The following is a 13,071-nucleotide window of genomic DNA, read 5'->3' on the forward strand; positions in this document are numbered from 1 at the left end:
TCTAAGAGACAGAGGGGGGAGAGGGGGAGATGGGGAGAGTGGTTAAAATTTGGCAAGAAGTTAAAATAGCAACTAAGCAGCGTTCTATTTCGTCTGCCGATGTAGTGACTTTTTGAGTTTTTCCTAAAAAAAAAGAATACCGGGCGGTTGAAACCGCCAGAAAGTCAAACAAAACCTGCCGACGGCGGTTGAAGAACGGACGGATGAAATTACATTATTTTATTCAGTCTCTTAGAGAGGGACTTTGTTGTTGTAGATCCGGTTTCAACCGCCGTCCGATCTCCATCTTCCATCTTTTCACCCTGAGCGAAGCCGTTATAGCCATCTTCCATCTTCCATCTTCCATCTTCCATCTTCCATCTTCCATCTTCCTTCCTTTAGCACTTATCAATTATGTTCAAAAGTTTTTGGTTGACTTGCCGGCATACTTGTGGCCGGGGGATTTATCTGTTTCTGTCGCTGATTGTGGCTGCGGGCATCGGGGTGGTTTCCCCGCAACCAACACAGGCGTTTTCTTTGCCGGAACTGATTTTTCGGGGGATTCAAGTTATTCAATTGTCGAATATGTCCGATCGCCAAGAGGTGACTGTTGGCCGACAAATCAATCAGCAGTTGGCGGGGGGAGAAGTAAAAATTTACCGAGATCGCGCTGCTACAGCATATATCAATCGCATCGGTCAACGGCTGGCAGAGCAAAGCACTCGCCCTAATATTCCTTATACTTTTCAGGTGATTGATGACGACAATATTAATGCTTTTGCGACTATGGGCGGTTTTGTTTATGTGAATAAGGGTTTGATGGCGGCGGCGGATAATGAAGCGGAATTAGCCAGTGTTATGGCCCACGAAATCGGGCATATTAGTGCTCGCCACTCGATTAAACAAATGCGTCAAATGGCGATCGCCTCTGGTGTAGCTTCGGCGACTGGGCTCGATCGCTCGGCGGCGGTGCAAATTGGCGTGGAGTTGGCTTTGCGCCGCCCCCACAGCCGCCAAGCTGAGTACGAGGCGGATCAGTTGGGATTGGAAACTATGGGGCGAGCGGGCTACGCTCAATCTGGGATGGTTGATTTTATGAAAAAGTTGCTCAATCAGCCTTCTCCACCGAGTATTTTGAGCACTCACCCGGCTACGAGCGATCGGATTGCTGCCATCAATGGGGCGATCGATCCGGATCTGGCTAGCGGTGAAGGTTTGAATAATGCGGCTTACAAGCTGGAAATTGACCGACTGTTGCGATCTTCCTAGCAATTCTCAAATTGTCAAAGACGAACTCTTCTCTTTTCTTTTCTTTTCTTCTCTTTTCTTGCTTAGCGATCTTTGCGTCTTCGCGGTTCGTTAACAAATAAATCTATGTAGTAGAGTGCGTTAGAAACAAGTGAATTTCGATTTTGTCGATCGAACTCAAACTAACGCACCCTACAACTTAATTTAACCCTGCTGCTGAACAACAGGGTTCATCTGACTTTTCGGGAATGTAATCTGCGGCTTCAATTGTCGGACAACTTCGTCAAACGGCACAATTCGGACTTGATTGTTAAACACATTTACTTGATAAACTCTGCGGTAGTTGAGGTCAAATCCAGTCAGCCAGCCGCTTTTGGGATGATAAGCACCCGTGTCAATATCCAACCACCCTTGGCCCCTGACTAATTCCCCAGGCCTCACACCCTCAAAGGTAAAAGTGATCGTGTGACCGGTAATAATTAATTTGTTGGGAAAATACGGTTTCGATATCGTGTGAAATTCTTTGCGAATCCAGCAGAGTTGTTCGCTAGACTGTTCGTTAATTGGCATAGCCGGATGCACGCCCGCGTGTACCAGCCAGATATCGCCTAAGTCAATGTACGTAGGGAGCGATCGCAGCCAATCTAAGTGTTTGTACGGCATCATCCCTGTCTCTTTGTAGCTGGCGACTGTCGCCTCCCCGCCACTGTACATCCAAAATTGCCACGCCCGCATATCCACCTGCGGCCCCGACAAAGCCTCCAGCATTAGTTGTTCGTGGTTTCCCAACAGAGTTTGGTAGGGGCTGTGCTGCACAAAATCTAATACCTGAGCGCTTTTGGGCCCGCGATCGATTAAATCTCCCAAAAAATAAACGCGATCCTTCAAGCTCGGGGCAAGTGCCTCTAGCAAGAGCATTAAGCCGTCGTAATGCCCGTGTACGTCCCCGATAACAATGCGTCGGTACTCCACTGTGTTTATCCGCTTCCCTGACTCAAAACCCCAATTACTTGCTTATACCATCTGATTTTGATGCTATTTCCTTCATTCTTTAGGGAGGAGGGGTCTCACCCATTATAGTCCTTGCGATCGAGATTCAGTAATTTTCCCTAATATCTGTTTGCCTTGCTACAGATAGCAAAACTGGCAAGCTTTTCATTGCGTTTCTGCACCTGTTATTACTGAGTCAATCTATTTTAGATACTTCGACTTCGCGAGCGTACGAGTTTTAGATTTTAGATACTTCAACTTCGCGAGCGTACGAGTTTTAGATTTGAGATTTGAGATTTACTAGACAGTTATTTGTCGATCGATTGACTCGAAAATAACTCACTTCTGTAGGGTGCGTCAGTCAAAACCTATCTATATAAATCAAAAATAATCCTAGCTGACGCACCCTACAATACCACGAGCGAGCGTTAACAAATCTCACTGAGTCAAAGCTTTGAGAAAAGTCTGAAGTTCTGCCAAAAAACTTTTCTTTTTTAGCGGTTTAACAGGTGCGTTGGAATTTGGATCGACGGTTCCCAAAGCTTTGTTTAAAATCCGCTCTAAATCGTCTCCGACGGGTTTTTGGGCGGTTTCAGAAATTAGTTCGTATTCGTCATTTGTTTCCAGCCAAACTTGCCAGGGTTGCGGGTAACAGCGGAATAAAGCCGCATTGTCTAGAGGCCTGATGTAGTAGGAGGATTCGATTTTGTTGAGGAATCGATCGCGCAATTGACGGCCTGCATAGCCTATACCTATAGTAGCAACATCTTCGAGCCGCGGGTTTAGTAGAATTACAGGGCGACCCGCGGCTGCTATGTAGAGTTTTTCAACTTGCGCTACTTCTACGGCGGCTGGATTGACGAGCAAAAACAGTTCGTCTTCCGGTGCTATTTTCTCTTCAATAGGGGTGCGGCTGCTACCCAAATCAGTCACTTTAAACGGTGTTTCTCCCCAGTCGCGACGGGCGAGGGCCGCAGCACCGGTATCGGGAAAAAAGACTTTGAGGCCCGAGTGCATTTCTTCAAATTCTGGGACAAATTGTTGGGTGATAGACTGTGCTTGCAGTGCGATTTCTGGAAATACTAATTCAACTTGCAGGAGATTTTGGCCGTCCGAGAGGGCGGCGGCTGTTGCAATGCGGGATTGGGCGATCGCCTCGTTGAGATCCTTTGGCAGTTCTGTCATTAATTTTATGATTTTTACTTTACTTCTCTGAATCTTATTTTACCGCATCAAGCCACCAAAGCTAACACCGACACGGGCGACCCGGAACCTCCCAAAAGGCGTAATATTCCGACAACCAAAGTGATGTCAGCGGCAGGTAACAAGTGGAGATTTGCCAGATTTTCCAGCACTGTTCGCTGCTTTCCCAACACCATTTTGTTAACGGCAAAACTTTCGTCTTGTCCCGGATCGACTCCGTGGGTGTCGGTGCCTATTCCGGCGATCGAACGTTCTTCTAGCAAAAATTGAGTTGCTGCTTTGCTAAATCCGGGAAAGTGGCAAATTCCGCTCTCGTCCGCATTAAAAAAATCTCGTTCGTCCTCCCATTTTTTTTGCCACCCAGTATACAATAAAACTAGATTTCCCGGTTGTATAAATTGGTGTTTCTGTTCCCAATTTAATATATCATCTACAGTTAAAGTGTAGTCGGGATTGGCAAGACTTTGCTCGCGGATGTCGATCGCAATTGCGGGCGAAACTAGCGACTGCGGCTCGTAATTATCAACACTCGCGCCGGCTGGATCGAAGCTGTTGGGTGCGTTGATGTGAGTGCCGCTGTGTTCTCCTATTGAAAATTTTCGCAGGAAATAGCCGTGTTTTTCTATTTGAGATACGGTTTCAAATGCGATCGCCGGATCTCCGGGCCAGATGGGAATATTTGGATGAATTGCATGGGTTAAGTCGATAATGTTTCTGTAGGCGATCGTTTTTAAATTGTTTGAGTTAAAGTTGTTTATCATCGGCGAAAATGAAGAATTTCGGCGGTTGAAAGCGCTCCTTGTCAAGCACAAATGAATCGGCGGTTGAAAGCGCTCCTTGTCAAGCGAAATCCACTGCTAGCGGACTAAAAGCTAGCTGACAATTCGATCGAGCGCAGCTTCCATCACGTCCTTGGTTTGCCCGGAAACAGTATACACCAAAGCTTCTCGATAAACTCTCCCGGCGGGGTGCTGCGTACCGTTAGCCGCACCGCCGGAAACTACAACTGCTGCGTGCCCGCAACGCACCGCTAAGTCAATGGCTGCGGCTCGGAGCGCTAATTGTTCTGCTTTTGAGCTATGTTGAGATTGTCGGAAATTTTGTTTGAGCCGATCGAGCTTTTGCTCCAATTTTTGGCAAGTCGTCGCTATCACAGGCGAATCTTTAGCAGTCGCCACTGTTGCAATTACATCCAATCCCGCTCTAATACAGCCAAAAGTAGCCGGCACAGAATTCAGGATATTTTTGCTGTCGTTTTCGGCTATCCACCCGACAGGTTTAACTGCAATTATTTCCGATTCATGCAGCAACCAATTATCGAGAGTTGCTGTCACAGTATTAGTCGAGTTCATGGCGATTAATTGCATGATTTCGCTGACTGCTATTTTACCATATTCGCGTTGAATATTGGCAAAAGGTAGCACACCAAAAACCGCGCGATTGTCTGGAAGTAGCGCAGCCACAATAAACTTTTGAAACAAGCCAAAACCTGTAATCCAAGGAATATTCCCCGACAGTAAATAGCCATCCTTTGTGGGAGTTGCGGTGACAGCCGGATTACCCGTTAGCGAAGCCCTCGAAGAGGATCGCCTTAAATGCGAAAACCCAACACCTAAGCGTAACCCTTTTTGGGCGACGATCGCGCCCAAGTATCTACTTTTTAGCATTTCATTGTCGCTGCTGGCAATCATCGCAGTTGCGCTGTGGTGCTGAGTTTGCAGGAAAGACAAAGCGCCGGAATATCGAGCCGTCAATTCCTGATATTCGTAAAAAATGGGGAGGGGAATTTCGGCACCGCCCCATTTTTGGGGAACTCGCAACGCTAAGAGCGATCGACTTTCCAACCCAGCAACTGCTATTTTTAGCGCTTCCGAGTCGCCGTCGATAACTTCGGCGCGGGGTACAACACACTCTTTAAGATAACTTTTTGTGCTGTGGAGAATTTCTTGAAAATCCATTTTTTATGATTGTTTTAAAATTGGCATTACTATTATTTCGGAAAGCCCCACAACTAATACAAAATATGAGCCACCCCTCTTATGATTCGGCGGTTGAAACCGCCAGAAAGTCAAACGATGTCGGCACCGATTGGTTCATAAAGGGGAGCCCAAACCCGGATTTAGTATATAGCGGTTCTCAAACGTTGTGAGGTATGCCCAATGCCCAATGCCCAATGCCCACGAGAGTACCTCATCTTTCTGAGAAATGCTATAACTTATTTCCACACTTTCCAAGGAGCCTTCCCTTCATCCCAAAGTTCGTTTAAATACTTGTATTCTCGGTAAGTATCCATTGCAAAGAAAAAGCCCTCGTGACGGTAAGCCATCAACTGTCCCTCTGCCGCCAAACGCTGCATCGGCTCCTGTTCTAAAACACAATCATCCCCACCCAAATACTCAAATACCCGGCGGTTAAACACAATATATCCAACACTAATCCAGCCGTCTATTTGAGGTTTTTCAGTAAATTCTACTACGCGGCTATCGCTGTCTACATCCAAAATTCCAAAGCGAGAAATCGGGCGAAATGTAGTCACAGTTGCTAGCTTACCGTGAGACTTGTGAAACTCCATCAATTTATCAATATTGACATCAGCAACTCCATCACCATATGTCACCATGAAATTCTCGTCATCGATATATTTTTCGATCCGTTTCACCCGCCCTCCCGTCAAGCTTTCTGCGCCAGTGTCAGCCAGCGTTACATTAAAATCTTGTTCGTGATGTTCCTCATGATAGGTAATGCTATTTTTGCGTCCCAGACAGACAGTAAAGTCATTGTTCATGGCTTCATAATTGAGGAAATATTCCTTAATCATGTTCCCGCGATAGCCCAAGCACACAATGAAGTTTTGGAAGCCATAGTAGGCATAGATTTTCATGATGTGCCAAATAATCGGACGCCCGCCGACATCAACTAAAGGTTTTGGACGAAATTCTGTTTCTTCTCTGAGACGAGTACCGAGGCCGCCAGCGAGGATAACTACTTGCATTTTTCCACCTTTTGAAAGCTCATCAATTAATGTATCATCAATTATTTGTATTTTTTAAAATAATTATTAACATTGTTATCATGGTTAGTGAAGCTTTGTGAAGCGCAGAAATCATCCCCTATGCTCAATCATTCTAGGGTAAGTACCGCTCACCTTAAATTTATGAATAATCGCCATCGTAGTAATTCTAGGGCGATGCACCGCGCACCGTATATTAAAATGCTGCGCGCAATTCTTAACTAATACCAATTTAATAAATACTTGCTACATATGAAGTTCTAGCCCCCCCGAAATCGCGGGGGGGGTTGGGGGGGTTCTATCTAGCACTTATTTTGCACATATGGTATAACTAATGGTAAACTATGAAACAGACAAAAAATAGTATAGAAATCTGAAAATGAACACAAAAAACAGCAATGAGAACTCAATTTGATCGTCTCAAACAGTTTTTAGGTATCATAGGCGCGATCGCCTCAATAACAATCTTATTCCAATCGGCAATACCTGATGTTTACGCCACGGTTATTGGGTCGGAAATTTCCAGCATACCACAAACCACTCTAGCTTTTGTGCCTAGCATACCGGGCGGCGGATTGGATGTTCACGAAGCCGCAGGAGGACATACTTTAGAGAGACACGTTGGCAAAACAGAAGCACAACTAGCACAGCGACTCGCAAGCGAAACGAGAATTTCTGCCGCATCTTCCTTTACTGACCGTTCCGTCGCTGAATCGGCGATTGCGGAAGCAATGAACAGAAACCAAAGTGCGATCGACTCCTGGGTTAAAAGTCGAGGAAATCGTTATACGATCGACTACAACACCAACAGAATAATTGGCATTACTTTGCGCCGCCGCGCATCGAAAGCAACTTCAGCATCTCGCCTGAAAATCGTCCTCCAGCGCAGCGCCAAATTACCTCCCGGATACTTTATTCTCACAGCTTATCCCGAATGATCGATCGATTTCCTAATTTAACCCAATTTTTCAGTTCCTACTTTCACCAAGACTGGCCGCTAGAAGCTGACACTCCCAGGGATGTAGTGAACAACTACCGCAGCAGCGAACCGCGCGAAACGGTTGAAGCCGCATCGCAAGAGCTTAGCAAACTGCTAGAAATGCCGATCGCCCCAGCCGACTTAGAAACATTCATCCTCGATGAATTAGGCTGTTACTATGACCCACAATCGGAAAATCAAACAGTCAGAGAATGGCTGGAATCAGTGCAAAAATCTTTGACGAATCCACATAATTCGGCGGTTTAAACCGCCGAATTCTACTCGTTCCCGGCTCTGCCTGGGAACGCATATCTGGAGGCTCTGCCGACCTTTTCGTTTAACTATTTGGCGGTTGAAACCGCCATATTACCTAATCGTCAACACATAACCTTCATGAACCTTGAAATTAGAAATAACATAATTCAAGTTATTTCCGCCAACCGAAACAGTGTCTTCTTTGACAGTAATAAGTTTTGGCACAGCGCCTTCTAGATTGTTGGGAATTTTCTCTAATTTCAGAGTAATCTTTTGATTTTTTTCAATACCTAATTGCCGCAAATTGGCAAGATTCAAGGTAACGGTTGTGGCCGAGGAATAATTGCGATCGAAATAACCTAAAAGTACCTGTGCTTTACCTTGAGGAGTTGACTTGCTGGCTAAAGCGACAAGCCGATCGTTATCCGATTGGCTAAGCACCCGCGAATTCACTCCGTCAGCATAAGCTTTGTATGTCCACCAAGCGGCCCTAGGCTCAAAAGTATTAGGCGTAACCATCCCACTCAGTGTATTGTTGAAGCAATTGCTAACTTTTTTACCTACTGTTGTATCCCAACAAGCCCTACAAGCACCATCAGCTTTTGCATACTCCAAGTTATACAAATAACCTAAAATTTCCCCCGGCTGATATTGAGCTAATTCTCCAACAATTTCGTTAACGTAAATTTTTTGCAATTTCAGTTCCCTGTAAAAAGGACTTTGTTGAAAATTGCGTTTGGCATCGATTACGTGGTCGTCCACAAATAAAATTATCGTATCGTTGAGTTCGTGCCAAGCTAGGAAATTTACTTCTAGTTTGTTGGCTTTGCAGTAATCCAAAAAGGCTGCGAGGTATTCTTTGTTGTAAGTGCTGATGCTCGGCCCGCCAATCATGGCTGTTGGCCCCAATTCTTCCCGCAGAATTTTGTAAGCTCTTTTGTAGGTTTCAAAGAATTGTTCTCTGCTACCATTCCAAAATGGATTTTTTAAATCTGGCTCATTCCATACATCCCAAATAATTTTTTTGCCCTTATTTTGCTGGGCTAACTGTCGGATGAATGCTTCCCACGCGGGGTAGTTTTGATAGGGCCACCCATTAGGATTGCTGCCGTAGCCCCAGAGGTCGCTAACTAATAGTTGAAATTCGGCTCCGCTGGCAATTACTCGATCGTAAATATCGAGTCTTCCCGCGCGCCACAGCTTCGGCTGCAAGGGTTTAATTAAGTTGTCTGGGGGCTTGCTGGGGTCGATGCCGTGCAAGATGCCGCTCATGGACGTTATACCGACGGCTGGTTGGCCAAAATCTACTGTGATGTTCGATCGCATTTGGGCGATCGCTCTTGGCTGCCCAAAATAGGCGATTAACAGCATAGTTACCACCGCCAAGCAAATTGGCAGCAGCTTATTAATAGATTTGAACTTGAAGGTGAATTGCATATTGTATTTGCTGGCGAAGTGAACAACAGGAAGCAGTGACAAACCTTAGTAACTTTGTAGTGAGGACTTCAGTCCTTCCTAAAAGATGTTAGATAATACCAATTTCATAAAGTTATGCTGCTACTGAAAGTTTGACTCCCCCCCTTTATAAGGGGGGGTTGGGGGGGTAGATATGTAGCGCTATTTTATGAATTTGGTATAAAAAAAACTGAATTTCTCACTACAAATCAAGAAGAAAGGCAATTTTTTACTACCAACTAAGCAGGACTAAACTCCTTACTACAAACTGTTTTTTTAGATTAGACTCGCAGCAGTCTTAACGAACAGACAAGGCAACTTCAAAACCCTGGATTGATGCTATCAATTCTTGCCAAGCTTCAGAATCAACTAGCGAGCGAGTATCAAGTTTAACGCCCTTTTCGGCAGATAGTGTCACAAAATTCGTGATCCAGCTCAAAATAGTTTCCGTTGTAAACAGCGGCGTACATTTCCATGATAACTGCAACTTCTCCGCCATCCCGGACATATCTCCGCGATCGAAAGCTTGCCATGCCTGCCATACTAGATAATAGTAATTGAGCATACTGTCAACTTGCTGAATCTGCTTTTGGACTTTTGGGGCTACCGCAAATTTATCTCGATTGCTGCTAGCAGATAAGACTTGGGCGATAACTTCTGCGTATTCCAAAAGCATCCGTTCTTCCTTGAACATTTCTGCAGCCCGCAGTTTGCAAGCTTGTCCTGCAAGCCTCCGCAATTCGGGGTTTTGCGCCCAGAGTTCTATCGTTTCTGCTAACTCTCGCGCTGTCTGTTTCGGGTCAATTTTGGGATCGGCGATTAACTTTCCGGTGTCTCCCAACTCTTCGGGAATACCGCTGACTGCTGTAGCAATTACGGGCAGTTCTTTCGCCATTGCTTCCATAATTGCGAGCGGCATTCCTTCGGCTTCGGAAGATAAAATAAAGATGTCGCTGGCATCCAACCAATCGGCAACATCCCACCGCTGTCCTAAGAATTTAACTTGTTCGGTGACTCCTAATTCGCTAACAGTTGCTCTCAATTCCGGCTCCATATTGTCGTGAGTGGTAGAACCGGGGCCGGCCCACACAAAGTATAGCTGCGGCCAAATTGGCAGATTTTTCAGTTGGGCGATCGCCTGCAATTGATACTGATATCCTTTAATTGGAGTCAGTCTCGCCGCCGTGAAACAAACCACAGCTTCTTCGGGGATGCCTTGTTCTCGGCGCAAGCGCTGGCGGTTGGAAAGATTGGGCGGTTCAAAATAACTGTCCGGCCTGCCGTAATAAATAACTTTTCCCTGTTCCAGAGGTGTTTTAAACAAACTCTTGAACAAGTTTAAATTTTCGTGGGAAACAGCGATGACGGATTTGGCTAAATCGTACTGATAGGCGACTGCATCGAAATAGGGAACTCGATCGCCGCGGTTGAAATGTTGATAAGTGCGATCGATATAACCGAGAGTAATTACATAAGGTATGTTTTGCTTAATCGCCACTTGTTTTGCAGCAAAATTTGCGATCGGCCAGCCATCACTAAAGATAATTAAATCCGGTTGAGCTTCCGCGTAAATTCTTTCAGCATCCGCACAATTGTAAGCAATTCGCAAAAACTCCTTCATCGTGTCGAACTCCAGCCAAATATGCTCGATACCTAGCTGCTGCTGTTCGGTAATTAAAGGATTAGAAGTTTTGGTTTGTACGCTAGTAACTCGGTAGCCGTCGGCTGCTAATTTGCAAAGCAGCGAGTGGTTGAATTGCGCTAAACCGCCGATTCCGTGGTCTTCTGCGTACAGGAGTACGTGCCTTCCCAATTGACGGGAACTTGAACTAGGCACTGATTTAAATTGATAGGTATTGTTGACAGCCTCTACAACTATGTCTTGCCATTCTGGTAAATTGGTCAAGGCATAAGCATCAAAACTATTGCTGTATTCTTCCGAAGAAACTCTAAAAGTTTCCAACCATTTGAAAACAGTTTCCGAGCCAGTAAAAGGAGTATAGTACAGAGATTTTTGCAGACACTCGACCATTTCAGCCAAATATCCGTCGCGGTACATCCGCCACGCTATCCACACTAAACATTTGTAACGTTCTGCCTTTTTTAATTTGCGAATGCGATCGGGCAAATCGGGTCTGGCAAAAAATTGCTCCATCACAATTTCCATACTTTTCATCACTTTTTGCCCGCCGGACATCAGATTTTTATCGTGCTGGCGGTAGCAGGTTAATACCTCTTTCAACCAAGCACATTTGCAGCCTTTTAAAGTCAAACGCAAAGCAAAATCTAAATCTTCGGTTGGCGGAAAGCGAGGGTCAAAACCGCCCAGACGTTCCCACCACTCGCGCCGCAGCATCATCGCGCTGGGACGCACGCTTTTGTACAGAACAAAGGTTTCTAAATCTAAGTTGGGCGAGTCTTCCCAAGGCAGGGATGCGTAGATATCTTTTCCGGTTTCATCAACTATCAACCAGCCGTTTTGTACCATCCCTAAAGAGGGGTCAGCTTCAAAACAAGCAATTTGTTTTGCAAGTTTTTCTGGCAGAAAAAAGTCGTCAGCATCCAGAAAAGCTAAGAATTCGCCTTTGGCAATCTCGCAAGCGCGATTCCGAGCTATTGCTGCGCCTTGATTTTCCTGATAGACGTACTGAATTACATCGCGGTAAGCATCTAAAACTTGGCGAGTGTTGTCTGTAGAACCGTCGTCTACGACTATGATTTCCCAGTCTTGGTAAGTTTGATCGATCGCGCTTTCTAAGGCATTCACAATGTAGCGTTCGCAGTTGTATGCCGGGATAATGACGCTGACTCTGGGTGTTTTTGAGGAAAGTATGCTAGCCATTAACTTTTTCCAGTCCGATAAATTTCTTAATATTTCAAAGTCGATTGTACGTCGGTAAACTAGGGCAATAGAAGCCAGACGTTGGAGCCAATTTGTGACTGTTTTTTTTGCTGGATAGGGACTGTAGCGGAGAGATTTTTGAAAAAAATCAACCGCCTCAACTGGATAGTTACTATAGTACAATTGCCACGCCATCCAAGTCAATGCTTCGTAGAAAGCCGGATTTTCTAATTCGCGGATGTGCTGCGGCAAATCGGGTTTTGCGAAAAATTGCTGTTTTAAGGTAATAAAAAGATTTGCTTGTTTCAGGGCTTTTTTGATTGATACATTTTTGTCGTGCTGGCGGTAGGATACTGTGATTTGAGGCAGCCAAGCTGCTTCGCAACCCAGCACTGCTAAACGCAGCACTAAATCTGAATCGTCTACTGAATCAAACTCTGAGTTAAACCCGCCGGCAATTTCCAGCCACTGGCGCGAAAACATCATGGCGCTGGGCAGTACGGGCATTTGTACTATCCAAGTTTCTAAGTTTAATTTGGGGAAATACAGCCAAGGTGTGATGTCGGAAATTGCGTCGCCTTGCTCGTTAACTAAACGCCAGCCACTGTTGACAATTCCCAAGGATGGTGAGGAGCGAAACAGTGCTATTTGTGCTGCTAATTTATCGGGTAAAAAGAAGTCATCTTGATCTAAAAAAGCTATGAATTCGCCTTTTGCTTCCTGAATTCCTCGGTTGCGGGCGGCTGCTACTCCTCGATTTTCTTGATATACATAGCGAATTTTGTCCAGATAAGGCTGCAATACCTGATGTGTCTCATCTGTGGAACCGTCGTCTACAACGATAATTTCCAAATTTGTAAAAGTTTGCGCTAGGACACTTTCTACGGCTTGCGCGATGTAGCGATCGCCATTATATGCTGGTATAATTACGCTGACTAGCGGTGTTTGATTAACTGTTGACATTATTTGATTCGCTTTTAAGTTTGACACTCACTCGGCCTGAAGGCACGAGGATTCTTGAAGAATTTATACTTCAATATCCCTATTTCTAGGGTTCCCAAACTCCCCACGTTTGCTCAATCGAGCGTGAGGATATCTTTTGGGCGTTTA

At 45.2% G+C, this 13,071-nt stretch carries 11 protein-coding genes; 3 read left to right on the forward strand and 8 right to left on the reverse strand.

What is annotated here, in order from left to right; translation table 11 throughout:
- Nucleotides 1-223: 223 nt before the first annotated feature.
- Complete coding sequence (locus AACV78_RS09525) at nucleotides 224-391, reverse strand: hypothetical protein (RefSeq protein ID WP_194012924.1); 168 nt, start codon at nucleotides 389-391, stop codon at nucleotides 224-226.
- A 2-nt stretch (nucleotides 392-393) separates the two neighbouring features.
- Here AACV78_RS09525 and AACV78_RS09530 point away from each other — a divergent pair, with 2 nt between their 5' ends.
- Nucleotides 394-1,248 (forward strand): M48 family metallopeptidase, encoded by an 855-nt coding sequence (locus AACV78_RS09530; RefSeq protein ID WP_194012923.1) that lies wholly within the window; start codon nucleotides 394-396, stop codon nucleotides 1,246-1,248.
- A 183-nt stretch (nucleotides 1,249-1,431) separates the two neighbouring features.
- On the opposite strand, the gene AACV78_RS09535 is transcribed toward AACV78_RS09530, so the two are convergent.
- The 5 genes from AACV78_RS09535 to rfbF all read right to left on the reverse strand — a co-directional run bounded on the left by AACV78_RS09535 (nucleotide 1,432) and on the right by rfbF (nucleotide 6,412).
- Nucleotides 1,432-2,199: a metallophosphoesterase gene (locus tag AACV78_RS09535; RefSeq protein WP_194012922.1), complete on the reverse strand. Its 768-nt coding sequence runs from the start codon at nucleotides 2,197-2,199 to the stop codon at nucleotides 1,432-1,434.
- 456 nt (nucleotides 2,200-2,655) lie between these two features.
- Nucleotides 2,656-3,402 (reverse strand): DUF1995 family protein, encoded by a 747-nt coding sequence (locus AACV78_RS09540; protein WP_194012921.1) that lies wholly within the window; start codon nucleotides 3,400-3,402, stop codon nucleotides 2,656-2,658.
- A 47-nt stretch (nucleotides 3,403-3,449) separates the two neighbouring features.
- A complete protein-coding gene (locus AACV78_RS09545; RefSeq protein ID WP_194012920.1) occupies nucleotides 3,450-4,181 on the reverse strand; it encodes a cyclase family protein in 732 nt (243 codons plus the stop codon).
- 111 nt (nucleotides 4,182-4,292) lie between these two features.
- Nucleotides 4,293-5,378, reverse strand: coding sequence for an acyl-CoA dehydrogenase family protein (locus AACV78_RS09550; protein ID WP_194012919.1), 1,086 nt, complete (start codon nucleotides 5,376-5,378; stop codon nucleotides 4,293-4,295).
- 257 nt (nucleotides 5,379-5,635) lie between these two features.
- Nucleotides 5,636-6,412: a glucose-1-phosphate cytidylyltransferase gene (rfbF, locus tag AACV78_RS09555; RefSeq protein ID WP_194012918.1), complete on the reverse strand. Its 777-nt coding sequence runs from the start codon at nucleotides 6,410-6,412 to the stop codon at nucleotides 5,636-5,638.
- A 416-nt stretch (nucleotides 6,413-6,828) separates the two neighbouring features.
- On the opposite strand from rfbF, the gene AACV78_RS09560 reads away from it, so the two are divergent.
- Both AACV78_RS09560 and AACV78_RS09565 read left to right on the forward strand, forming a co-directional pair.
- Nucleotides 6,829-7,368, forward strand: a complete 540-nt coding sequence (locus tag AACV78_RS09560) for an RNase A-like domain-containing protein (protein WP_194012934.1) — start codon at nucleotides 6,829-6,831, stop codon at nucleotides 7,366-7,368.
- Nucleotides 7,365-7,676, forward strand: coding sequence for a contact-dependent growth inhibition system immunity protein (locus AACV78_RS09565; protein ID WP_194012933.1), 312 nt, complete (start codon nucleotides 7,365-7,367; stop codon nucleotides 7,674-7,676). The genes AACV78_RS09560 and AACV78_RS09565 overlap by 4 nt, the downstream gene beginning before the upstream one ends.
- A 99-nt stretch (nucleotides 7,677-7,775) precedes the next feature.
- Here AACV78_RS09565 and AACV78_RS09570 read toward each other — a convergent pair whose 3' ends face one another.
- Nucleotides 7,776-9,101 (reverse strand): GH39 family glycosyl hydrolase, encoded by a 1,326-nt coding sequence (locus AACV78_RS09570; protein ID WP_194012932.1) that lies wholly within the window; start codon nucleotides 9,099-9,101, stop codon nucleotides 7,776-7,778.
- 316 nt (nucleotides 9,102-9,417) lie between these two features.
- Nucleotides 9,418-12,924 carry a glycosyltransferase gene (locus tag AACV78_RS09575; protein WP_194012931.1) on the reverse strand — a complete coding sequence of 1,169 codons (3,507 nt, stop codon included), beginning with the start codon at nucleotides 12,922-12,924 and terminating at the stop codon, nucleotides 9,418-9,420.
- Between the last annotated feature and the right edge of the window lie 147 nt (nucleotides 12,925-13,071).

It is taken from the genome of Tychonema sp. LEGE 07196, assembly GCF_963890365.1.
Taxonomy (GTDB): Bacteria; Cyanobacteriota; Cyanobacteriia; order Cyanobacteriales; family Microcoleaceae; genus Microcoleus.